Annotated in this window: 17 protein-coding genes and 2 tRNA genes; 13 read left to right on the forward strand and 6 right to left on the reverse strand. The window is 58.5% G+C overall.

The window, feature by feature from the left end; translation table 11 throughout:
- The 13 genes from glmM (at position 1) to JFT63_RS16325 (ending at position 12,582) form a co-directional block, all read left to right on the forward strand.
- A complete protein-coding gene (gene glmM / locus JFT63_RS16265; protein ID WP_054917976.1) occupies positions 1-1,338 on the forward strand; it encodes a phosphoglucosamine mutase in 1,338 nt (445 codons plus the stop codon).
- 66 nt (positions 1,339-1,404) lie between these two features.
- Positions 1,405-2,160, forward strand: coding sequence for a triose-phosphate isomerase (gene tpiA / locus JFT63_RS16270; protein ID WP_005791483.1), 756 nt, complete (start codon positions 1,405-1,407; stop codon positions 2,158-2,160).
- Between the two features lie 4 nt (positions 2,161-2,164).
- A complete protein-coding gene (gene secG, locus JFT63_RS16275) occupies positions 2,165-2,548 on the forward strand; it encodes a preprotein translocase subunit SecG (RefSeq protein ID WP_003194191.1) in 384 nt (127 codons plus the stop codon).
- A gap of 22 nt (positions 2,549-2,570) precedes the next feature.
- Positions 2,571-2,656: transfer RNA gene (locus JFT63_RS16280), tRNA-Leu, on the forward strand.
- 96 nt (positions 2,657-2,752) lie between these two features.
- A tRNA-Met gene (locus JFT63_RS16285) sits at positions 2,753-2,829 on the forward strand.
- 140 nt (positions 2,830-2,969) lie between these two features.
- Positions 2,970-3,428 (forward strand): ribosome maturation factor RimP, encoded by a 459-nt coding sequence (gene rimP / locus JFT63_RS16290; RefSeq protein WP_032873230.1) that lies wholly within the window; start codon positions 2,970-2,972, stop codon positions 3,426-3,428.
- A 47-nt stretch (positions 3,429-3,475) separates the two neighbouring features.
- Positions 3,476-4,957 carry a transcription termination factor NusA gene (gene nusA / locus JFT63_RS16295; protein ID WP_057703317.1) on the forward strand — a complete coding sequence of 494 codons (1,482 nt, stop codon included), beginning with the start codon at positions 3,476-3,478 and terminating at the stop codon, positions 4,955-4,957.
- A gap of 27 nt (positions 4,958-4,984) precedes the next feature.
- Positions 4,985-7,501, forward strand: a complete 2,517-nt coding sequence (infB, locus tag JFT63_RS16300) for a translation initiation factor IF-2 (protein ID WP_057703318.1) — start codon at positions 4,985-4,987, stop codon at positions 7,499-7,501.
- A gap of 159 nt (positions 7,502-7,660) precedes the next feature.
- Entirely contained in the window at positions 7,661-8,056 is a 396-nt protein-coding gene (gene rbfA, locus JFT63_RS16305) for a 30S ribosome-binding factor RbfA (protein WP_003176137.1), read from the forward strand.
- Between the two features lie 3 nt (positions 8,057-8,059).
- Positions 8,060-8,977, forward strand: coding sequence for a tRNA pseudouridine(55) synthase TruB (truB, locus tag JFT63_RS16310; protein ID WP_014719950.1), 918 nt, complete (start codon positions 8,060-8,062; stop codon positions 8,975-8,977).
- A 115-nt stretch (positions 8,978-9,092) separates the two neighbouring features.
- A complete protein-coding gene (gene rpsO / locus JFT63_RS16315) occupies positions 9,093-9,362 on the forward strand; it encodes a 30S ribosomal protein S15 (RefSeq protein WP_003177875.1) in 270 nt (89 codons plus the stop codon).
- 195 nt (positions 9,363-9,557) lie between these two features.
- Positions 9,558-11,663 carry a polyribonucleotide nucleotidyltransferase gene (gene pnp / locus JFT63_RS16320; protein ID WP_005791474.1) on the forward strand — a complete coding sequence of 702 codons (2,106 nt, stop codon included), beginning with the start codon at positions 9,558-9,560 and terminating at the stop codon, positions 11,661-11,663.
- 295 nt (positions 11,664-11,958) lie between these two features.
- Complete coding sequence (locus JFT63_RS16325) at positions 11,959-12,582, forward strand: BON domain-containing protein (RefSeq protein ID WP_057703319.1); 624 nt, start codon at positions 11,959-11,961, stop codon at positions 12,580-12,582.
- A 688-nt stretch (positions 12,583-13,270) separates the two neighbouring features.
- On the opposite strand, the gene JFT63_RS16330 is transcribed toward JFT63_RS16325, so the two are convergent.
- The 6 genes from JFT63_RS16330 to panB form a co-directional block, all read right to left on the reverse strand.
- Positions 13,271-16,192: a DUF748 domain-containing protein gene (locus JFT63_RS16330; protein WP_198844304.1), complete on the reverse strand. Its 2,922-nt coding sequence runs from the start codon at positions 16,190-16,192 to the stop codon at positions 13,271-13,273.
- Positions 16,193-16,279: 87 nt separating this feature from the next.
- Positions 16,280-17,296: a class I SAM-dependent rRNA methyltransferase gene (locus JFT63_RS16335; RefSeq protein WP_186562611.1), complete on the reverse strand. Its 1,017-nt coding sequence runs from the start codon at positions 17,294-17,296 to the stop codon at positions 16,280-16,282.
- Between the two features lie 94 nt (positions 17,297-17,390).
- Positions 17,391-19,328 carry an acetate--CoA ligase gene (gene acs / locus JFT63_RS16340; protein WP_198844305.1) on the reverse strand — a complete coding sequence of 646 codons (1,938 nt, stop codon included), beginning with the start codon at positions 19,326-19,328 and terminating at the stop codon, positions 17,391-17,393.
- 105 nt (positions 19,329-19,433) lie between these two features.
- Entirely contained in the window at positions 19,434-21,098 is a 1,665-nt protein-coding gene (gene pgi / locus JFT63_RS16345; RefSeq protein WP_057703323.1) for a glucose-6-phosphate isomerase, read from the reverse strand.
- Between the two features lie 224 nt (positions 21,099-21,322).
- Complete coding sequence (gene panC / locus JFT63_RS16350; protein WP_198708551.1) at positions 21,323-22,174, reverse strand: pantoate--beta-alanine ligase; 852 nt, start codon at positions 22,172-22,174, stop codon at positions 21,323-21,325.
- Complete coding sequence (gene panB / locus JFT63_RS16355; protein WP_057703325.1) at positions 22,171-22,971, reverse strand: 3-methyl-2-oxobutanoate hydroxymethyltransferase; 801 nt, start codon at positions 22,969-22,971, stop codon at positions 22,171-22,173. The genes panC and panB overlap by 4 nt, the downstream gene beginning before the upstream one ends.
- Between the last annotated feature and the right edge of the window lie 240 nt (positions 22,972-23,211).

The following is a 23,211-nucleotide window of genomic DNA, read 5'->3' on the forward strand; positions in this document are numbered from 1 at the left end:
ATGACTAAAAAATATTTTGGTACCGACGGCATTCGTGGTCGGGTCGGCGAATTTCCGATTACCCCTGATTTCATGCTCAAGCTGGGTTGGGCGGCAGGCATGGCGTTCCGTAGCATGGGCGCGTGTCGCATCCTGGTGGGCAAGGACACCCGTATTTCGGGCTACATGTTTGAGTCCGCGCTGGAGGCCGGCTTGTCCGCCGCCGGAGCTGATGTGATGCTGCTGGGGCCTATGCCCACGCCGGCGATCGCTTACCTGACGCGTACCTTCCACGCTGAAGCTGGTATTGTGATCAGCGCGTCGCACAATCCCCATGACGACAACGGCATCAAGTTTTTCTCGGGGCAGGGCACCAAGCTGCCGGATGAGATCGAGTTGATGATCGAAGAGCTGCTGGATGCGCCGATGACGGTGGTTGAGTCCAGCAAGCTGGGCAAGGTGTCGCGTATTAACGACGCGTCAGGTCGCTATATCGAATTCTGCAAAAGCAGCGTGCCTAGCAGCACCAATTTTGCCGGGCTGAAGATCGTTGTCGATTGTGCCCACGGTGCGACCTACAAGGTGGCGCCAAGCGTTTTCAAGGAGTTGGGTGCCCAGGTTACCGTGCTGTCGGCTCAGCCTAACGGTTTGAACATCAACGACAACTGCGGTTCCACGCACATGGAGCAACTGCAGGCGGCGGTTCTGGCCGAACATGCGGATCTGGGTATTGCGTTCGATGGCGACGGCGATCGTGTGCTGATGGTGGATCACACCGGCATGATTGTGGATGGTGATGATTTGTTGTTCATCATTGCCCGTGATCTGCATGAGCGTAACAAGCTGCAAGGCGGCGTCGTGGGTACCCTGATGAGCAATCTGGGGCTTGAATTGGCGTTGGCTGAGTTGGGTATTCCGTTTATCCGCGCCAATGTCGGCGACCGTTATGTGATCGCTGAGCTTCTGGAGCGTAACTGGCTGGTAGGCGGCGAGAACTCGGGGCACGTTGTCTGCTTCCAGCACACCACCACGGGGGACGCCATCATCGCTGCGCTGCAGGTGCTTCTGGCCCTGCGTCGCCGCGAGGAGAGCCTGGCCCAGGCGCGCCAAGCTCTGCGCAAGTGCCCGCAAGTGCTGCTCAATGTACGTTTTGCCGGTGGCGAAAATCCGATTGAGCACCCAGCCGTCAAAGAGGCTTGTGAGCGTGTCACCCAGGCAATGGCCGGGCGTGGGCGCGTGTTGTTGCGCAAGTCGGGCACCGAGCCTCTGGTGCGTGTCATGGTCGAAGGCGAGGACGAAACCCAGGTTCGCGGCCATGCCGAAGACCTGGCAAAACTGGTAACTGAAGTTTGCGCCTGAATTCGGCTTGCCAGTGATGGTGTGGTTGGGTAACATCTGCGCCCACTTTGACCGACGGGGTACAGCATGCGTCGCACTATGGTAGCTGGTAACTGGAAGATGCACGGTACCCGCGCCAGTGTCGCTGAGCTGATCAATGGCCTTCGTCACTTGGCCTTGCCTAGCGGTGTTGATGTCGCGGTTTTCCCGCCTTGCTTGCATATCAACCAAGTGGTTGATGGCTTGAAGGGTAAGTCGATCCAGGTCGGCGCGCAGAATTCTGCGGTGGAGCCCATGCAAGGTGCGTTGACCGGTGAGATTTCGCCGAGTCAGCTGGTTGATGCGGGTTGTGCCTATGTACTTGTCGGGCACTCCGAGCGCCGTCAGATGATGGGCGAGCGGGATGCAACGCTCAACCGCAAATTCGCCGCAGCACAGGCTTGTGGTCTGGTTCCAGTGTTGTGCATAGGGGAAACCCTTGAGCAGCGTGAATCGGGCAAGACTCTTGAAGTTGTCTCGCGTCAGCTGGGCAGCATCATCGAGGAGTTGGGTGTTGGTGCGTTTGCAAAGGCGGTTATTGCTTACGAGCCGGTCTGGGCCATTGGCACCGGGCTGACTGCTACACCGCAACAGGCGCAGGATGTGCACGCAGCCATCCGCGCGCAGTTGGCGGCAGAGAATTCTGAAGTCGCGCAAGGTGTGCGGCTTCTATACGGCGGCAGCGTGAAGGCGGCCAATGCGGTCGAACTGTTCGGCATGCCGGATATCGATGGGGGGCTCATTGGTGGAGCTTCCCTGAATGCAGATGAGTTCGGTGCGATCTGTCGCGCCGCGGGAAACTGAAAAAATGCTGGAAACAGTCGTAGTCGTTTTTCATCTGTTGGCTGCCCTGAGCGTAGTTGCTCTGGTTTTGTTACAACAGGGTAAAGGTGCGGATGCTGGTGCGTCTTTCGGTGCAGGTGCTTCAAATACTGTGTTCGGAAGCCAAGGTTCCTCTACCTTTCTTAGTAAGTTTACTGCTATACTTGCCGCAGGTTTCTTCATAACCAGCTTAGGGTTAGGTTACTTTGCTAAAGAGAAAGCTCATGTGCTGACTCAAGTAGGTTTGCCAAACCCAGCAGTGTTGGAAGTTCCAAAAGCAAAACCGGCTTCTGATGATGTCCCGGTGCTTCAAGAGCAAAAGTCGGCTACTCCAGCGACTGACGTACCTCCAGCTCAAGAGCAAAAGTAAGAAGGGTTGTAAGCGCTGTATTGCCGAGGTGGTGGAATTGGTAGACACGCAACCTTGAGGTGGTTGTGCCCATAGGGTGTAGGGGTTCGAGTCCCCTTCTCGGTACCAATTATCAGGAGAGCCCGCTGTTGCGGGCTTTCTTGTAGGTGGAAGGTTACATTGACCCTGTAAGGGATCGGTCGTATACTTCCGCCCCAGCTTTGTCGCGGGGTGGAGCAGTCTGGTAGCTCGTCGGGCTCATAACCCGAAGGTCGTCGGTTCAAATCCGGCCCCCGCAACCAGTTTTAGCGGAGCCCCTTTTAAGGGGCTTTTTGTTAGCTGGACACTTTCAACGCCGCTGTTCGACGGCGTTTCAAGGATGGGCGTTTCGCCCATTTTTTTATTTTGCACAGCATGCACATACATGCACGAGGGGGTTCAGGTGTCGAGCAAGCTAGAAGAGTTGCAGGCCTTGCTGGCCCCGGTGGTCGTGGCCCTAGGCTATGAATGCTGGGGTATTGAGTTTTCGGCTCAAGGTCGCCACTCAATGTTGCGCGTTTATATCGATAAAGAGGGCGGCGTGCTGGTGGACGATTGTGCCATTGTCAGCCGTCAGATCAGCGGTGTGCTGGATGTTGAAGATCCAATCTCCGTTGAATACACCCTTGAAGTTTCCTCGCCAGGCATGGAACGCCCACTGTTCACTATCGAGCAGTTTGCTAAATATGCCGGTGAACAAGTGAAGATCAAGCTGCGCTCCCCCTTTGAAGGGCGACGCAACTTTCAGGGCCTTCTGCGCGGTGTAGAAGAGCAGGATGTCGTGGTGCAGGTAGAAGACCATGAGTTCCTGTTGCCGATCGATATGATCGACAAGGCCAACATTATTCCCAGTTTTGACTGAGACGCGGATCCCGCGGATCCAATGGCTTGCGAAAGGCGAGGCGTACGATGAGCAAAGAAGTACTGCTGGTTGTGGAGTCGGTATCCAATGAAAAGGGTGTACCGGCAAGCGTGATTTTTGAAGCGTTGGAGCTGGCCCTGGCCACTGCTACCAAGAAACGTTTTGAAGACGAAGTAGATCTGCGTGTGGAAATCAACCGCCACACCGGTGCCTATGAGACTTTCCGTCGTTGGACGGTGGTCGAAGAGGACGATCTTGATGATCCGGCCATCGAAACCTGGCCAAGCAAGGTTGCGCAAACGCATCCGGGCGCCCAGGTTGGCGATGTTGTCGAAGAAAAGATCGAGTCGATCGAATTCGGCCGTATTGCTGCACAGACCGCCAAGCAGGTCATCGTGCAGAAGGTTCGCGAAGCCGAGCGCGCTCAAGTCGTTGACGCCTATCGCGAACGCCTGGGTGAAATCATCTCCGGCACCGTGAAAAAAGTTACCCGCGACAACGTGATCGTCGACCTGGGCAACAACGCCGAAGCGTTGCTGGCCCGCGAAGACATCATCTCTCGCGAAACCTTCCGTGTCGGCGTGCGTCTGCGTGCGCTGCTCAAGGAAATCCGCACCGAGAACCGCGGCCCTCAGTTGATCCTGTCGCGTACAGCGCCGGAAATGCTGATCGAGCTGTTCCGCATCGAAGTGCCGGAAATTGCCGAAGGTCTGATCGAAGTCATGGCTGCGTCCCGCGACCCGGGTTCGCGCGCCAAGATCGCGGTTCGCTCCAAGGACAAACGCATCGACCCGCAAGGCGCTTGCATCGGTATGCGCGGTTCGCGCGTCCAGGCAGTGTCGGGCGAATTGGGCGGTGAGCGTGTGGACATCGTCCTGTGGGACGATAACCCGGCGCAGTTCGTGATCAACGCCATGTCGCCGGCTGAAGTGGCGGCAATTATCGTTGACGAAGATGCCCATGCAATGGACATCGCCGTTGGCGCAGACAATCTGGCTCAGGCCATTGGTCGTGGTGGTCAGAACGTGCGTCTGGCCAGCCAACTGACCGGCTGGACCCTGAACGTGATGACCGAATCGGACATCCAGGCTAAGCAGCAAGCTGAAACCGGCGACATCCTGCGCAACTTCATCGAAGAGTTGGAAGTCGATGAAGACCTGGCACAGGTACTGGTTGATGAAGGCTTCACCAGCCTGGAAGAGATTGCCTACGTACCGTTGGAAGAAATGCTCAACATCGACGGCTTTGACGAAGACACCGTCAACGAGCTTCGCGCTCGGGCCAAGGATCGTTTGTTGACTAAAGCCATCGCTACTGAGGAAAAGCTGGCAGACGCCCATCCGGCCGAAGACCTGCTCTCGCTTGAGGGTATGGACAAGGATTTGGCGATGGAACTGGCGGTGCGCGGCGTAATTACCCGCGAAGACCTGGCCGAGCAGTCTATTGACGATCTGCTCGACATCGACGGCATTGACGAAGATCGTGCCGGCAAGTTGATCATGGCCGCCCGAGCCCATTGGTTCGAGTAATTAGGCGCGGCCTGAGGAGAGAAGTGCATGACGCAAGTCACGGTGAAACAACTGGCCGATGAGGTCAAAACACCGGTAGAGCGCCTGTTGCAGCAGATGCGTGAGGCAGGTCTGCCGCACACCGCCGCCGATGAAGGTGTGAGCGATAGTGAGAAGCAGTCTTTGCTGACTCACTTGAAGAGCAGCCACAAGGCGAAAGTGGAAGAACCGCGCAAGATTACATTGCAGCGCAAAACCACCAGCACCCTGCGTGTTGCGGGTAGCAAGAGCATCAGCGTAGAAGTACGCAAGAAGAAAGTCTTCGTACAGCGCAGCCCGGAAGAAATCGAAGCCGAGCGCAAACGCGAGCTGGATGAACGTCGCGCAGTAGAAAATGCTGCTCGCCAGAAGGCTGAAGAAGAAGCCAAGCGTCGCGCCGAAGAAGAAGCGCGTCGCCAGCCTGCTGCTGCGCAACCTGCTGCCACTGACGCGGTCGCCGCCCCTGTTGAAGCTGTGCGTGAGGCCGCCCCGGTTGCCGCCGCACCAGCTCCTGCAGCAGACGCCCGCAAGCGCGACGAGCCTCGTCGTCCGGACAAACCACGTGCCGACGATAACAATCGTCGCGGTGGTGGTGGCGATGGCGAGCGTAAAAACGCTCCGCATCGTGCCTCGGTCAAAGAGAAAGCGCCTGCTCCACGCGTTGCCCCACGTACTACCGACGAAGAAAGCGATGGCTTCCGTCGCGGTGGTCGCGGCAAGGCCAAGCTGAAAAAACGCAACGCCCACGGTTTCCAGAGCCCAACCGGCCCTGTCGTGCGTGAAGTGAAGATCGGCGAGACCATCACTGTGGGCGATCTGGCTCAGCAGATGTCGGTCAAGGCTGCTGAAATCATCAAGTTCATGTTCAAGCTGGGCACTCCGGCCACCATCAACCAGGTACTGGATCAGGAAACTGCCCAACTGGTTGCTGAAGAGCTGGGCCACAAAGTGACCCTGGTCAGCGACACCGCCCTGGAAGATTCCCTGGCCGAGTCCCTGAAGTTTGAAGGTGAAGCGGTTTCCCGTGCGCCGGTCGTGACCGTAATGGGCCACGTTGACCACGGTAAAACTTCCCTGCTCGACTACATCCGTCGTGCCAAGGTTGCCGCAGGCGAAGCCGGTGGTATTACCCAGCACATCGGTGCATACCACGTTGAAACCGAACGCGGCATGGTCACCTTCCTCGACACCCCAGGTCACGCCGCGTTTACCGCAATGCGTGCCCGTGGTGCCAAGGCGACCGACATCGTGATCCTGGTGGTTGCAGCGGACGACGGCGTAATGCCGCAGACCATTGAAGCTGTCCAGCACGCCAAGGCTGCCGGTGTTCCTCTGGTTGTAGCCGTGAACAAAATCGACAAGCCGGGCGCCGATCTTGATCGCATCCGTAGCGAACTGTCGGTTCACGGTGTGACGTCCGAGGAATGGGGTGGCGAGACGCCATTCGTATCGGTCTCGGCGAAAATGGGTACCGGCGTTGACGAACTGCTCGAAGCCGTCCTGTTGCAAGCTGAAGTCCTGGAACTGACCGCTACGCCTTCGGCCCCAGGCCGTGGTGTTGTGGTTGAGTCCCGCCTCGACAAGGGCCGTGGCCCAGTCGCGACCGTGCTGGTTCAAGACGGTACCCTGCGCCAAGGCGACATGGTACTGGTCGGTTCGAACTACGGCCGTGTACGTGCCATGCTCGACGAGAACGGCAAGCCAATCAAGGAAGCAGGTCCTGCTATCCCGGTCGAGATCCTCGGCCTGGACGGTACGCCGGACGCTGGCGACGAGATGAGCGTAGTTGCCGACGAGAAGAAAGCCCGTGAAGTGGCTCTGTTCCGTCAAGGCAAGTTCCGCGAAGTCAAGCTGGCCCGTGCTCACGCCGGTAAGCTGGAAAACATCTTCGAGAACATGGGCCAGGAAGAGAAGAAGACGCTTAACATCGTCCTCAAGTCTGACGTTCGTGGTTCCCTCGAAGCGTTGAACGGCGCCTTGAATGGCCTGGGTAACGACGAAGTGCAAGTGCGCGTTGTCGGTGGCGGTGTCGGTGGTATCACCGAGTCCGACGCCAACCTGGCACTGGCTTCCAACGCTGTACTGTTCGGCTTCAACGTGCGTGCCGATGCCGGCGCTCGCAAGATCGTCGAGCAGGAAGGCCTGGACATGCGTTACTACAACGTCATCTACGACATCATCGAAGACGTCAAGAAAGCCCTTACCGGTATGCTTGGCAGCGACGTCCGGGAGAACATCCTGGGTATCGCCGAGGTGCGTGACGTGTTCCGCTCGCCGAAATTCGGCGCGATTGCCGGTTGCATGGTTGTTGAAGGCACCGTGTACCGTAACCGTCCAATCCGTGTACTGCGTGAAGACATCGTTATCTTCGAAGGCGAGCTGGAATCCCTGCGCCGCTTCAAGGATGACGCTGCCGAAGTACGTGCCGGCATGGAATGCGGTATCGGCGTCAAGAGCTACAACGACGTCAAGGTTGGCGACAAGATCGAAGTCTTCGAGAAGGTTCAGGTTGCTCGCAGCCTCTAACTCGCGCACTTCAGGAGCCACACAGCGCGTGGGCATGTACATGCCTCGCGCCGTGTCCGGACTCTAAACGCAACGCCCGGTCTGGCTTTTGTCAGGCCGGGCGTTTGCCGCTTTCAGACCCCACGGGTTTCACCGTGTGGCAGTAACAGGTAACAAGACATGGCAAAAGAATACAGCCGTACCCAGCGTATCGGCGATCAGATGCAGCGCGAGCTGGCCCAACTGATCCGTCGCGAAGTCAAAGACCCGCGCGTTGGCCTGGTCACCATCACCGCCGTTGAAGTGAGCCGTGACGTGGGTCATGCCAAAATCTTCATCACCGTGATGGGGCAGGACAACAGCGAAGAAATCGCGCAAAGCATCAAGGTGCTCAACTCCGCCGCAGGTTTCCTGCGGATGCAGCTGGCCCGTGAAATGAAGCTGCGCAGCGTTCCGCAGTTGCACTTCCATTACGACGAAAGCGTCGTGCGTGGCGCGCACCTGTCAGCACTGATCGAACGCGCCGTGGCTGAAGACAGCCAGCATCCGTCTACACCTGAAGACGCCAAGGAGTAAGCGGTGGCTCAGGTCAAACGTATCCGTCGCAACGTCAGTGGCATCATTCTGCTCGACAAGCCCATTGGTTTTACCTCCAATGCGGCACTGCAGAAGGTCCGCTGGCTGCTTAACGCCGAGAAGGCGGGGCACACCGGCAGTCTGGATCCACTGGCCACCGGCGTACTGCCGTTGTGCTTTGGTGAGGCCACCAAGTTCTCGCAATACCTGCTTGATTCGGACAAGGGTTATGAAACCCTCATGCAACTGGGCAAGACAACCACCACGGCCGACGCCGAAGGTGATGTTTTGCAGGTTCGCGACGTGACCGTTGGTCGTGCGGATATCGAAGCTGCCTTACCCGCTTTTCGTGGGCAAATCAGTCAGATACCGCCGATGTACTCGGCGCTCAAGCGCGATGGGCAACCTCTTTATAAGCTGGCACGTGCGGGCGAAGTGGTGGAGCGCGAACCGCGTTCTGTTACTATTGCCCGGCTGGAGCTGCTCGCCTGTGAAGGTGACACTGCTCGATTGGCGGTGGACTGCAGCAAAGGCACCTATATCCGTACCCTGGTGGAAGATATTGGTGAAAAGCTCGGTTGCGGCGCGTACGTTGCAGAACTGCGACGCACCCAGGCCGGGCCTTTCAGCCTGGCCCAGACGGTCACGCTGGAAGAGTTGGAAGCGGTACACGCCGAGGGCGGCAATGAAGCGGTTGATCGCTTCCTGATGCCATCGGACAGCGGTTTGCTCGATTGGCCGCTGCTGCACTTCTCGGAGCACAGCGCGTTCTACTGGCTCAACGGCCAGCCGGTACGCGCCCCGGATGCCCCGAAGTTCGGCATGGTGCGAGTACAGGATCATAACGGTCGCTTTATCGGTATCGGTGAAGTGAGCGAAGACGGGCGCATCGCGCCGCGTCGACTGATTCGGTCAGAATGACCGAACGAGGGTGGCTGTTAATAGGCATGGTCACTTCTCATTTATAGATACGGGGGTATGCCCTCGGCCTATTGAGATCACCCCTTGGGTGGTTTCCTGAAAAAAGGATTGCCTCATGGCTCTCGACGTTCAAGAAAAAGCACAAATCGTAGCTGACTATCAGCAAGCTGTTGGTGACACTGGTTCGCCAGAAGTGCAAGTTGCACTGCTGACCCACAACATCAACAAACTGCAAGGTCACTTCAAGGCCAACGGTAAAGATCACCACTCCCGTCGTGGTCTGATCCGCATGGTAAACCAGCGCCGTAAGCTGCTGGACTACCTGAAAGGCAAGGATCTGGGTCGTTATCAGACTCTGATCGGTCGCCTGGGTCTGCGTCGCTAATCAGCGATTGCGCTAGAGGTTGGTTGTCTGCCGTGTGTCAGTGGGATTCCCGCTGGCCCATGGTAGGCTCCCAGCCTCAAGTTTTATCTGGATACACGTTTTACCCTGGACGAGCGTCGGGCCGATTCCCGTCATTGCCCAAGAATTTCGCAAGAAGACAAGTTCCCCCAAGAGCCACAAAGAAGGTAGGACACCGTGAACCCGGTTATCAAAAAATTCCAGTTCGGTCAGTCGACCGTTACCCTCGAGACAGGCCGTATCGCCCGTCAAGCCTCCGGCGCAGTGCTGGTTACCGTTGACGACGACGTGACCGTACTGGTGACCGTGGTTGGCGCCAAGACCGCTGACCCGAGCAAGGGCTTCTTCCCTCTGTCCGTTCACTACCAGGAAAAAACTTACGCTGCCGGTAAGATCCCTGGCGGTTTCTTCAAGCGCGAAGGCCGTCCTTCCGAGAAAGAAACCCTGACTTCCCGACTGATCGACCGTCCGATCCGTCCGCTGTTCCCAGAAGGCTTCATGAACGAAGTGCAGGTTGTCTGCACCGTCGTTTCCACCAGCAAAAAGACCGATCCGGACATCGCTGCGATGATCGGTACTTCGGCTGCGCTGGCTATTTCGGGCATTCCGTTCGACGGCCCTATCGGTGCCGCTCGCGTTGCTTTCCATGAAAGCACCGGTTACCTGCTGAACCCGTCCTACGAGCAACAGAAAGCTTCGAGCCTGGACATGGTCGTTGCCGGTACGTCCGAAGCCGTACTGATGGTTGAATCGGAAGCCAAAGAGCTGACCGAAGACCAGATGCTGGGCGCCGTGCTGTTTGCTCACGACGAGTTCCAGGTGGTAATCAACGCGGTCAAGGAATTGGCTGCCGAAGCTGCCAAGCCAACCTGGACCTGGGCTGCTGCCCCGGAAGCCACCGACCTGCTGGGCGCTATCCGCTCCGAGTTCGGCGCAGCCATCTCCGACGCTTACACCATCACCGTCAAGGCCGACCGTTACGCTCGCCTGGGCGAGTTGAAGGATCAGGTTGTCGCCAAGCTGTCCGGTGAAGAAGGCCAGCCTTCGGCCAGCGACGTTAAAGCTGCATTCGGTGAAATCGAATACCGCACCGTTCGCGAAAACATCGTTAACGGCAAGCCACGTATCGACGGTCGCGACACTCGCACCGTGCGCCCGCTGAACATCGAAGTTGGCGTGCTGCCCAAGACTCACGGTTCGGCGCTGTTCACCCGTGGCGAAACTCAGGCCCTGGTAGTCGCGACTCTGGGTACTGCCCGTGACGCCCAGCTGCTGGACACCCTGGAAGGCGAGAAAAAAGACCCGTTCATGCTGCACTACAACTTCCCTCCGTTCTCGGTGGGCGAGTGTGGCCGCATGGGTGGTGCTGGTCGTCGTGAAATCGGTCACGGCCGTCTGGCCCGTCGTTCGATTGCAGCGATGCTGCCGGCTGCCGACGTGTTCCCGTACACCATCCGTGTCGTGTCGGAAATCACCGAATCCAACGGTTCCAGCTCGATGGCTTCCGTTTGCGGTGCTTCCCTGGCGCTGATGGACGCTGGTGTGCCGATGAAGGCGCCGGTTGCCGGTATCGCCATGGGTCTGGTTAAAGAAGGCGAGAAGTTCGCCATCCTGACCGACATCCTGGGTGACGAAGATCACCTGGGCGACATGGACTTCAAAGTAGCCGGTACCGCTAAAGGTGTGACCGCGCTGCAGATGGACATCAAGATCAAGGGCATCACCGAAGAGATCATGGAAATCGCTCTGGGCCAAGCCCTGGAAGCGCGCCTGAACATCCTCGGCCAGATGAACCAGATCATTGGCCAGTCGCGTACCGAACTGTCGGAAAACGCTCCGACCATGATCGCGATGAAAATCGACACCGACAAAATCCGTGATGTTATCGGTAAAGGCGGCGCGACTATCCGTGCGATCTGTGAAGAGACCAAGGCTTCGATCGACATCGAAGACGACGGCTCGATCAAGATCTTCGGCGAAACCAAGGAAGCGGCTGAAGCTGCACGTCAGCGCGTCCTGGGCATCACCGCTGAAGCCGAGATCGGCAAGATCTACGTTGGTAAGGTTGAGCGCATCGTCGACTTCGGCGCATTCGTCAACATCCTGCCAGGCAAAGACGGTTTGGTTCACATCTCCATGCTGAGCGATGCTCGTGTTGAGAAAGTGACCGACATTCTTAAAGAAGGTCAGGAAGTGGAAGTACTGGTACTGGACGTGGACAACCGCGGCCGTATCAAGCTGTCCATCAAGGACGTAGCAGCAGCAAAGGCTTCGGGCGTTTAATCACCCCGCGCTCTAGCTGAAAAAAGGGACTCTTCGGAGTCCCTTTTTTATGGGAGAAGGAAAATCCCCTAAAATCAGTCGTTTAGTCGCCGGCAAAAAACCGCAACTTGCACGCAGACACGACCGGCTTCATGCAATTTGCATGATTTCAAAAATCACCATGTTTTTTAACTCGTTGTTTTATAACGTTTTTATCCTGTTTGGTGACTTGGCACGCCGCCTGCAATATCCCTGTTAGCGCTGCCGCATCAAGGTTCACACGCTGCAGTCTTTTAATAAAACAGGAGTTACTCGTATGAAGAAGTTCGCTCTCGCTACCGCAACTGCTACCGCTCTGACCCTGGCCATGGCTAACGCCGCCTTCGCTCAGCCAACCCAGGCGCCAATGACTCTGGCAGCTGGCGAAATGACCAAGGCTAAAGAATCCACCTCGGATACCTGGATCACCACCAAAGTCAAAGCAGACCTGCTGACTGAAAAAGGCATCCCAGGCTCCGACATCAAGGTAGAAACCAACAAAGGCGTGGTTTCCCTGTCTTCGGAAGTAGCTATCTCGGACTCGCAGAAAGCGACTGCTGTAGCCATCACCAAGAAAATCAAAGGTGTGACTGCTGTTTCGGCTGACGGCCTGTTGGCTGGCGGTGCTACCAAAGCTGACGGCATCGACAAGACCAAAGGTGCTGCACACGATGCTGGCGAGGCGACTAGCGATACCTGGATCACCACCAAAGTAAAAGCTGACCTGGTGACCGAGAAAGGTATTCCTGGTACCGATATCAAAGTCGAAACCAACAAGGGCGTAGTGTCCCTGTCGTCCCCGACTGCCGTGACTGCATCGCAGAAAGAAACTGCGGTCGCTATCACCAAGAAGATTAAAGGCGTTAAAGCTGTATCGGCCGATGGCCTGAAAGCAGAGTAACGTTAAAGGTTTCGTCTGAACGAAATAGCGGCGGCTTAGGGTGAGCCAGTTATCCACCCGATGCACCTCTGGAGTTCATGCGACCGACCACATGGATGTGGTCATTACAGGCCCCGGCACTTGTGTCGGGGCCTGTTCTATTTCCGAGGGTGCAATGAACGGAATGAAATGTGGGAGGGGGCTTGCCCCCGATGGCGGCCTCAGGGCTGACCAGGATGCTGGACTTTGATCGAGTGCATATCCGTTATTTGGGTCACGGCTGCTATTGGTTCCGCTTTTACAGCGGGTCACTTTGGAAAAGAGCCCCAAAGTAACCAAAGGGCTCTTGCCCCACCACTCGGCACCTCGCTTAGGCTCGGTGTGCCCGTAATCCGCCATGGATTTGTGGGGCCGCCGCCACGCGCCATCCATGGCGCGGGGCGGCTAAACCGGCATCCCTGCCGGTTTACCCCCCAAATCCATGGCGGATTACGGCCAGCGTGGTTTGACGGGGCGCCTAAGATCAAGATCAAAAGCAGAGCAAGAGCGGCTCGCTTCGCATCGTGGTTACCGTGGGGTCGGTAATGCGAACTACCGTTGTGTAGATAACCATGCCTCGATGACGGTAGCTCAGTCACTTACATATTGACTGCCACACCGCCATCGGGGGCAAGGCCCCTACCATATTTAGTAATGCGCCAGCTTTGGGTTATTCGGCATCCAGGTGCATCGGGGTGATGACCCGGCCATCTTTCTCGGCCTGGCCCAGCTGCGCATCAATGAAGTACACCCGCTCATCTTCCAGTTGGCCCTTGTCCACCAGGTAATCCTTGATGGTACTGGCGCGGTCCTGGCCCAGTTGGCGCAGCAGTACATCACTGCCACTCCAGAACTTGATCACCCCGTCCTTGAGCTTCGCCGAGCGTTCATCGCTGCCCAGGTCTTTCCATTCGGCGGGCGGTTGCTGTTTGAGGCGAGTGCGGTAGATACCTTCCAGCAACGGTGCCTTTTCCTTCTCGGGCACTTCAAGCAGCGAGGCTTGGGCGGGGACTTTGTCGCCACGGCGCTGGAGGATCTTGTAATAGTTGTATTGGTATTCACGTTCCAGTCGCTGTGCCGCCAGGAACGGCCCGTCGCTGCTGGCAGCCGCCGTGCCTTCAATTTCCAGGCGCAGGGTAGGGCGTTCTTTCAGCGCCTTGGCCAGAGTGTTCAGCGCGCCTTCTGCATCTTTGTTCAGTTCACTGGAGCCTGCGGCGAAGGACACATTACCCAAATCTTCCGAGCCACCGCCGGTGACCAGGCCGCCAATAAACTTGAAGGGCGCCGTCGCAGCGCGCACGACAAGGTTGCGCAGGGTTTGCCACACAATCGGCATCACGCTGAATTGCGGGTTATTCAGATCGCCGCTGACCGGCAGTTCGATGGAGATTTTGCCGTCGCTGTCCTTGAGCAGGGCGATGGCCAGGCGAATCGGCAAGTCCACCGCGTCGGAGCTGTCGACTTTTTCACCCAGTTGCAGCTGCTCGACCACGACTTTGTTGTCGGCCTTCAACTGGCCTTTGGTGATCACATAGTGCAAGTCGAGATTCAGCCGGCCCTTGCGGATACGGAAGCCTGCAAACTTGCCCGAGTAAGGCGTCAGGTTGGTCAATTCGACACGTTTGAAGCTGGTCGCGATATCCAGAGCTGCCATCGGGTCAAACGGGTTCACGCTGCCCTTGATGGTCACCGGTGCGTAACGGTCCACCTTACCCTTGATATCAACGCTGGCCGGTTTGGCCTGGCGACTGTCGATGGTGCCAATCTGGCCGTTGAGCTGTTGAATCGCGGTGGCGAAGTTCGGGGTCAGGCTGAAATCGGCAAAGTTGGCCGAACCATCATTGATCGCGATCTGCCCAATGTGGATGCCCAAGGGCTTGTCCTTGCTGGCCGCCGGCTTGGCGGCTGACTTGGCGCCACTGTCGGCAGGCTGGGGAATCAGCAAGTCATCGATATTGGTGGTGCGGTCGTCGTTGATCATGAAGCGCGCATAGGGCTGCAGCAGGTTGACCTTGTCGATCGACAGGCTTTGGCCGTGCTGATAGTTCACACCTTCCAGTACCAGGCGCTGCCACTTGAGGAAGTCGCGGGTCTTGAGGGTGTCCAGTGTGTGCAACTGATCGACCTGAGCGCGGCCGGTGACTTGCAGGGCCAACGGCTCGGTGCTTTTGAGGTTCACATCCAGGTTACTGCCCAACATGCCGCTGCGCAGTTCCAGGCGAATAAAGGGGCTGATATACGACTGGGCAACGCGCAGGTCGATGTCCTGGGTATTGACCTTCAGCTTGGCGCTGATCGGGTTGAGGTTAACTTCACCGGTTGCCTGAAGCTTGCCTTGTTTGCCCACGCCGCTATCGACTTTCAAGGTGAAGGGGCTTTGGTTGAGGCTGTCGAAGTTTTGTACATCGACGTTCAGCGGGCCCAGCTCCAGTGCGACTGCGGGTTTGGCCTGACGGTCGGCCAGGTGCACCTGATAGTTACGCAGTTGTACATCCTTGAGCAGCACTTGCCAGGGTTTGCCCGGGGCTGCCGGTTGCGCTTCGGGCGCGTTGGCAGTCGCCGCTTCCGGCGCTTTGGCGGGCTTGTTCGGTTGGCTGGCGAACAGTTTCTGCCAGTCGAGTTGGCCATCGGCTTCAAGGGCTGCCCAGGTTTCCAGCTTGTTGCTGCGGATCTTGCCGACAACCACCTGCTGCTTGGCCAGGTCTACCGTGGTTTCGCTGACGTCCAGGCGTTCCAGGCGCACCAATGGCCGGCCATCCGGCGCCTTGATCGCGAAGGGCGCAATGCTCGCAGCAGTGTTGGTCAGGTTCAGTTCGGTCTCTTTGGCCAGGCTGAACTTGTAGTGGGTGCTGAAGTTGAGCACACCGTCTTCGAGCACCAATGGCAGGGCGTCACGTACATACGGCCACCAGGCTTTCATCTTGCCGTCGGTGACCTTCAAGGTACCTTCGGAGGTGATCGGCACCAGGCTGAAATTGCCTTTCCAGTCGATCTGCCCGCCGTCAGGGCCGGCGGCCACCAGGGTCATGTCGGCGTTGTCCTCGGGCAATGTGCTGAGGTTTTTCAGCTCAAAGTCGAGTTCGTCGTAGAGGAATTCGATCGGTTCGCTGGGGCGCAAGTCCTGGAAATGCAGGTTGCCGCCCGCCAGCTTGATGCTGTCGATACGCAGCGGGAACGGTTTGGCATCGGGATCTGTGGGAGTTGGCTCGCTCGGCGGCAGTTTGAACAACTGCGCCAGGTTCAACTGGCCGGATTTATCGAACAGCAGTTCGGTCTTGGGCTGATCCAGTTGCACATCGGCCAAGTGCAGGGCGCGGGTCCAGAGACTGTCGGCCTGCAGGTTGGCGTAGAAGCGCTCGAAGCCCACTTGTTCTTTGCCCGGCTCACCGATCTTCAGGCCCCACAGCGTGAGTTCCAGGCTGAACGGGTTGAGCTCGATGCGCTCGATTCGCGCCGGCACCGTGGCGTAATTGGCCAACTGTTGGTTGGCAATCCGAAGAGCGATGCCGGGTAAAATCAGAAAGCCCAGCAAGCTGTACAAAGCAAGGGCGGTCAACAAGGCGCCTACGGCGCGGATCAATCCTTTGGGCATGGGTGACGCCATCTGTGTCGAACGAGAGTGCCTTGGAGTATGGCACGGTAATTCGGTTCCGAAGAACAGTGGCTGTTGGGAAACTTCCTACAAATGCAGGATCAAGGTCTTTAACGGAGGCTGCTGATCGGTGGATGGAAAGTCCGCCCCGGGTGTCATGACCTGCCAGTCGCGCACAGGGCGACCGGCTTTTTCCGCACAGCGCAGCACCTGTTCACGCCAGTCATCCATGCTGACTTTTGCCAGGTTGTTGCAGCAGATCAGCACGCCGTTGTCAGCGGTGGCCAGCAGCGCAGGTTTGAGCAAACTCTGATAGTCGCGCAGCAGGTCGACGGTACCGAACGCGCTTTTGGCCCAGGCGGGCGGATCAAGCAGCACCAGGTCATACTGGCGCTGCTCCAGGCGCGGATAGCTCGGCAGCTTCTGGCCGCGACGCTGGGTGATCGGCAGGCCGGCCAGTTGGCGAATGGCCGGGAAGTAATCGGACTGTACAAACTCCATGCTCGGCAATTGCGGGTTGAGCTGGCCGTTTTCACGCCCAACCGCCAGGTTCCCCTCGGCAAAATCCAGGTTACAGACTTCACGTGCGCCGCCGGCGGCCGCGCTCAAGCCCACGCCGCAGGTGTAGGCGAACAGGTTCAGCACGCTTTTGCCGGCGCTGTGCTCCTTCACCCAGCCACGGGTGTTACGCAGGTCGAGAAACAATAACGGGTCTTGCCCGGCATGGCGCCCGCGTACACGGTAGCTCAGGCCCCATTCATGGCCGACCAGGTCTTCCAGCGCCGCAGGCTCTGCGCGGTACACCGTGTCTTCACGATCGATACGCGAGTTGCCTCGGGCGCGGTCGTTGTACACCAGCAGCAACTCCAGACCCATGTATTGGTTGATCAGTTGATGCAGGTCCAGCAGGTCTGCGCTATCCAGCGAATGGTGGAAGCTCTGCACCAGCAATTGCGGGCCGTAGCGGTCGATGGTCAGGCCCCCGGCACCTTCCTGGCTGCCGTGAAACAGCCGATAGCAGTCCGTGCCCTGGGCGTGCAGTTCGTTGATCAGGTCTTGACGATGATCGAGTGCGGCGCGCAGCGCCTGATTCAGGGGAGTCATGGAGCGCGCCTTGCTTGCAGATAAATAAGAAAATCGGGGGCGCGCAGTTTAACAGTTAACCCCGGCCTGCACAGGCCGGGGATTATCCTGAGTGCTATCGGTTCAGGCGTTTGTCGATCAAGCCGTCTACGACGCTTGGGTCAGCCAGAGTCGAGGTATCGCCCAGGCTGTCCAGTTCGTTGCAGGCGATCTTGCGCAAGATGCGGCGCATGATCTTGCCGGAGCGGGTTTTCGGCAGGGCAGGCGCCCATTGGATCAGCTCCGGCTTGGCAAAGCTGCCGATTTCCTTGCTGACCAGGTCCAGCAAGTGCTTTTTCAGCGTATCGCTGGGCTCGACGCCGTTCATTGGCGTTACAAAGGCATAGATACCCTGGCCCTTGACGTCATGGGGGTAGCCGACCACAGCGGCTTCAGCGACCTGGTCATGCAGCACCAGGGCGCTTTCCACCTCGGCGGTGCCGATGCGATGGCCGGATACGTTGATCACATCATCAATGCGCCCGGTGATCCAGTAGTCGCCATCTTCATCGCGGCGCGCGCCGTCGCCGGTGAAATAATAGCCGGGGTAGGGTTTGAAATAGGTGTCGATCATGCGCTGCGGGTCGCCGTAGACGCTGCGAATCTGCCCCGGCCAGCTTGATTTGATAGCGAGCACGCCACTGCCGGGGCCGTTGATTTCCTTGCCTTGCTCATCGAGCAGTACCGGCTGTATGCCGAACATCGGCTGTGTCGCGCAGCCCGGCTTGATGCGCTGGGCGCTGACCAGCGGGCTGAGCATGATGCCGCCGGTTTCGGTCTGCCACCAGGTATCGACGATGGGACAGCGCTGTTCGCCCACCGCATTGAAGTACCAGTCCCAGGCCTCCGGGTTGATCGGCTCACCGACGCTGCCCAGCAGGCGCAGGCTGGCGCGGGAGGTGCTCGCCAATGGGCCTTGGCCTTCACGCATCAGGGCGCGCAAGGCAGTGGGCGCGGTGTAGAAAATATTCACCTGATGTTTATCTATCACCCGCCAGAAGCGCGAACTGTCCGGATAGCTCGGCACGCCCTCGAACATCAGTGAAGTGGCGCCATTGGCCAGCGGGCCGTAGACGATGTAACTGTGCCCGGTGACCCAGCCCACATCGGCGGTGCACCAGAACACTTCACCCTCTTGGTAATCAAGCACGTATTTGAAGGTCATCGCCGCTTGCAGCAGGTAGCCACCGGTGGTGTGTAGCACGCCTTTGGGTTTGCCGGTGCTGCCGGAGGTGTAGAGGATGAACAAGGGATCTTCGGCGTCCATTGGTTCAGGCGGGCAGTTGTCACTGGCGGCGTCCAGGGCCGCTTGATACTTGAGGTCGCGCCCCTCGGTCCAGTTCACGCTCGCTCCGGTGCGCTCGACCACCAACACCGTGCTGACATTGGGGCAACTGGTCAGGGCTTTATCGACATTCTGTTTCAATGCCACGGGCTTGCCGCCGCGCACGCCTTCATCGGCAGTGATCACGGTGCGGCAATCGGCATCGAGAATACGGTCACGCAGGGCATCAGGCGAAAAGCCGCCGAACACCACCGAGTGCACCGCGCCAATTCGCGTGCAGGCCAGCATGGCGTACGCTGCTTCCGGGATCATCGGCATGTAGATACACACGCGGTCGCCTTTCTTCACGCCACGGCTTTTCAACACGTTGGCCAGGCGGCTGACGTTTTGATGCAGTTGGCGGTAAGTGATCCTGGAGGATTTTGATGGATCATCGCCTTCCCAAATGAAGGCCGTCTGATCGGCGCGTTGCGCCAGGTGACGGTCAATGCAGTTGTAACTGACGTTCAGTTGACCGCCGGCAAACCACTGAGCGGCTCCGGTGTAGATGTCTGACTGCTGAACGGTGTGCCAGGGAGTTATCCAGTCGAGAAAGCCCTTGGCCTGTTCGGCCCAGAAGGCATCTGGCTGTTCAATGGATTGGCGATAGAGGCGCTGATAGTCCTCTTGACTGAGTTGCGCAGCCCGGCGGACGGCATCGGCGGTGGGAAACGTGCTGATATCGAACATGAGCGATCCTTATTCTTGTTTTTGCGACAAGTCATAAAGATGCACCCTGTGATGGGAGGGTTCAAGGCCAACGTCCAAACGGACGTTGGCCTTGAGTGATCAGCATCAGCCGCGGTGACGACCGCGGAAATAGTTGATCAGGCCCTGGGTCGAAGCGTCCTCGGCTGAGGTTTCTTCGGCGCCCGTCAGGCGGTTATACACGCCTTTGCCCAGTTCCTTGCCCAGTTCAACGCCCCATTGGTCGAAGGCGTTGATACCCCAGACCACGCTCTGTACGAACACCTTGTGTTCATACATCGCTACCAGTGCGCCCAGGCGACGCGGGCTGATGCGCTCCACCACGATAGTGTTGCTCGGGCGGTTGCCCGGGATCACCTTGTGCGGGGCCAGCTTCTGCACTTCGGCTTCCGGCAGGCCCTTCTCGCGCAGCTCGGCTTCGGCCTCGCTACGGGTTTTGCCGAGCATCAGGGCCTGGCTCTGGGACAGGCAGTTGGCGTACAGCCACTGGTGATGATCAGAGACCGGGTTGAAGCTGACGATCGGCACGATGAAGTCAGCCGGGATCAGTTGGGTCCCTTGGTGCAGCAGCTGGTGGTAAGCGTGCTGCCCGTTGCAGCCTACGCCGCCCCAGATCACCGGGCCGGTATCGGTGGATACCGGCGTGCCGTCCTGGCGCACGCTTTTGCCGTTGGATTCCATGTCCAGCTGTTGCAAGTGCTTGGTGATGTTGCGCAGGTAATGGTCGTACGGCAGGATCGCATGGCTCTGCGCACCCCAGAAGTTGCCGTACCACACACCCAGCAAACCCAGCAGCACAGGCATGTTGGCTTCGAACGGCGCGTTCAGGAAGTGCTGGTCCATGGTGTAGGCACCCGACAGCAATTCCTTGAAGTTGGACATGCCGATGGCCAGGGCGATTGGCAAGCCAATGGCCGACCACAGCGAGTAACGCCCGCCTACCCAGTCCCACATCGGGAAAATGTTCTCTTCACGAATACCGAAGGCCACGGCCGCAGCGTTGTTGCTCGATACGGCGATGAAGTGGCGATACAACTCAGCTTCCGAACCACCCTGGGCCAGGTACCAGGCGCGGGCGGCCTGGGCGTTCTTCAGGGTTTCGAGGGTGTTGAAGGATTTGGACGAGACAATGAACAGCGTGGTCTCGGCGCGCAGCTTCATGGTCAGCTCGTGGAACTCGCTGCCGTCGATATTGGCCAGGTAGTGGCAGCGCACGCCTTTGTGGGCGTAGGACAACAGCGCTTCGGAGACCAGTTCCGGGCCGAGGAACGAGCCACCGATGCCGATGTTCACCACGTCGGTGATCGGCTTTTCGGTGTAGCCGCGCCACAGGCCGTCGTGAATGCGGCCGACCAGGTCAGTGATCTGGTTCAGTACCTTGTGCACGTCCGGCATGATGTTCACGCCGTTGACCGACAGCTTGTCACCCACCGGACGGCGCAGCGCGGTATGCAGCGCCGGGCGGCCTTCGGAAGAGTTGACAGGCTCGCCGGCGTACAGCGCATCAATGGCGCCTTTAAGGTTCACTTCCTTGGCCAGGCCCACCAGCAAGTCGCGGGTTTCGCTGGTGATCAGGTTTTTCGAGTAATCGAGGAAAAGTCCGCAGCTGCTCAAGGTGAATTGGGAAAAACGCTGAGGATCGGCATTGAACGCCTCGCGCATGCTGAAATCCTGCATGGCTTGGCGATGTTGAACAAGCGCTTGCCAGGCGGGCAGAGCGGTAACGTCATGAGGGGTGCGGTAGTACGCCATCGCTGCGGGTTTCCTTTTATTACAGGGACTGCCTTTAGGACACTTAAAAGCCCGGAACATCCATTCTTGTCTCAACGACTGGGTTCCAGACAGCGCTAACCATAGCGCAGGGCGATTACATTAAACCTAGCGTGTGGATATGTCTTGGCTTTGTCTGCGCTGTGGCCGGTACTTTTTTATACCGGCACAGCCCTCGGGGCAACAGGTTGGGGATTAAAGATGGATCAGGCGAGGTTCAGGTGCAGGTTATCGATCAGGCGTGTGGTGCCCAGATAAGCGGCGATCAGGATCACCAGATCCTGATCTTGCGCGGTGGCCGGGCGCAAATTCACGCCGTGGCGCACTTCCAGATAGTCCATGCGCAGGCCGGCGGCCTCGATGTGCCGGACCTGCTCGGCGCGCAGCTGGGCGAAATCGCGCTCGCCGCCCTTGATGGCCGTGGCGATCTGGCTGAGGGCCCGGTACAGGATCGGCGCAACGGCGCGTTGCTCCTCGGTGAGGTAGCCGTTGCGCGATGACAGCGCCAGGCCGTCCTCGGCGCGCACGGTAGGCTCGCCGATGATCTGGATCGGCATGTTCAGGTCATGGACCATGGCGCGGATCACCGCCAGCTGTTGGTAATCCTTCTGGCCGAACACGGCCATGTCCGGCTGGACCATGTTGAACAGCTTGCTGACTACTGTCGCCACGCCTTCGAAATGGCCCGGGCGGCTGGCACCGCACAACCCTTCGGACAACTCGGGAACAATAACGCGGGTTTGGCCGGTCATGCCGCCGGGGTACATCTCCTCGACGGTAGGGGCGAACAGCAGGTTGCAGCCGGCTTGCAGGAGTTTTTCCTGATCGGCCGCCAGTGTGCGCGGGTACTTGTCCAGATCTTCGCCGGCGCCGAATTGCAGCGGGTTCACGAAAATGCTCGCCACTACGAAATCCGCCTGCTGCGCGGCCTTGGTCACCAGCGTGGCGTGGCCGCTGTGCAGATTGCCCATGGTGGGCACAAAGCCAATGCGTTTGCCGGCGCTGCGGGCGTGAGTAACGGCAGCGCGCAGTTCGCGCAGGGTTTTAACCGTGTTCATGCAGAGAATCCGTGTTCGATGCCGGGGAAAGTAACGGCTTTGACTTCGCTGACGTAAGCGCTCAGTGCTGCATGGATGCTGCCCTGGCCGGCCATGAAGTTCTTCACGAACTTCGGCACGTGACCGCTGATCGACAGGCCGAGCATGTCGTGCAGTACCAGCACCTGGCCGTCAGTGGCAGAGCCGGCACCAATGCCGATCACTGGCACTTTGACGGCCTGGGTAATTTCTGCGGCCAGTTCGCTCGGCACGCATTCGAGCAGAATCATCGCCGCACCGGCTTGTTCCAGGGCAATGGCATCGGCGCGCATCTGGCGGGCCTGGGCTTCATTGCGGCCCTGTACCTTGTAGCCGCCGAGGATGTTCACCGACTGTGGCGTCAGGCCCATGTGTGCGCACACTGGCACGCCGCGCTCAGCCAAAAGGCGGATCGACTCGGCAAGCCACACGGCACCTTCGACTTTGACCATGTGCGCGCCAGCCTGCATCAGTTTGCCTGCGTTCTGGAAGGTTTGCTCCAGAGTGGCGTAACCCATGAACGGCAGGTCGGCGATGATCAGCGCACCGTCGTTGCCACGCTTGACGCTGGCGGTGTGGTAGGCCAGTTCATCCGTGGTCACGGGCAGCGTACTGTCATTCCCTTGAAGAACCATGCCCAGGGAGTCGCCCACCAGCAACACCTCGACCCCTGCCTGGCAGCTGGCGTGGGCGAAAGTGGCGTCGTAGCAGGTCAGCATGGTGATTTTTTCACCTTTGAGCTTGAGGCTCTGCAAGGTGGTCAGGGTAATGTCTGGCATGAAAAGGGTCCTCGTTCAGGCGCTTGGAAACAGCGAGTAACGCGCGTGAGTCTTCGTTTATACAGGCGCACTGTCTTGAAAGCAGTGCTTATAAGGCCTGGATTGCGCCCTGTAGCGCCGGGTTGGCGGCAGCGGGACGCCTATAGTCGTGAGGAGGACACGGGAAGTCAATTGGATGTGTTACCGCATTGTTACGATGGCGGTGTTACCGCTGTTACTGACGCGATTCAGCAAGATGGG

The organism is Pseudomonas sp. MF7453 (genome assembly GCF_016405455.1).
GTDB classification, from domain to species: Bacteria; Pseudomonadota; Gammaproteobacteria; order Pseudomonadales; family Pseudomonadaceae; genus Aquipseudomonas; species Aquipseudomonas paralactis.

What these genes read in the sequence shown, in the direction of transcription:
- glmM (WP_054917976.1), top strand. Translation starts at nt 1, where the DNA reads ATGACTAAAAAATATTTTGGTACCGACGGCATTCGTGGTCGGGTCGGC.
- tpiA (WP_005791483.1), top strand. Translation starts at nt 1,405, where the DNA reads ATGCGTCGCACTATGGTAGCTGGTAACTGGAAGATGCACGGTACCCGC.
- secG (WP_003194191.1), top strand. Translation starts at nt 2,165, where the DNA reads ATGCTGGAAACAGTCGTAGTCGTTTTTCATCTGTTGGCTGCCCTGAGC.
- nusA (WP_057703317.1), top strand. Translation starts at nt 3,476, where the DNA reads ATGAGCAAAGAAGTACTGCTGGTTGTGGAGTCGGTATCCAATGAAAAG.
- infB (WP_057703318.1), top strand. Translation starts at nt 4,985, where the DNA reads ATGACGCAAGTCACGGTGAAACAACTGGCCGATGAGGTCAAAACACCG.
- rbfA (WP_003176137.1), top strand. Translation starts at nt 7,661, where the DNA reads ATGGCAAAAGAATACAGCCGTACCCAGCGTATCGGCGATCAGATGCAG.
- rpsO (WP_003177875.1), top strand. Translation starts at nt 9,093, where the DNA reads ATGGCTCTCGACGTTCAAGAAAAAGCACAAATCGTAGCTGACTATCAG.
- JFT63_RS16325 (WP_057703319.1), top strand. Translation starts at nt 11,959, where the DNA reads ATGAAGAAGTTCGCTCTCGCTACCGCAACTGCTACCGCTCTGACCCTG.
- JFT63_RS16330 (WP_198844304.1), bottom strand. Translation starts at nt 16,192, where the DNA reads ATGCCCAAAGGATTGATCCGCGCCGTAGGCGCCTTGTTGACCGCCCTT.
- JFT63_RS16335 (WP_186562611.1), bottom strand. Translation starts at nt 17,296, where the DNA reads ATGACTCCCCTGAATCAGGCGCTGCGCGCCGCACTCGATCATCGTCAA.
- acs (WP_198844305.1), bottom strand. Translation starts at nt 19,328, where the DNA reads ATGTTCGATATCAGCACGTTTCCCACCGCCGATGCCGTCCGCCGGGCT.
- pgi (WP_057703323.1), bottom strand. Translation starts at nt 21,098, where the DNA reads ATGGCGTACTACCGCACCCCTCATGACGTTACCGCTCTGCCCGCCTGG.
- panC (WP_198708551.1), bottom strand. Translation starts at nt 22,174, where the DNA reads ATGAACACGGTTAAAACCCTGCGCGAACTGCGCGCTGCCGTTACTCAC.
- panB (WP_057703325.1), bottom strand. Translation starts at nt 22,971, where the DNA reads ATGCCAGACATTACCCTGACCACCTTGCAGAGCCTCAAGCTCAAAGGT.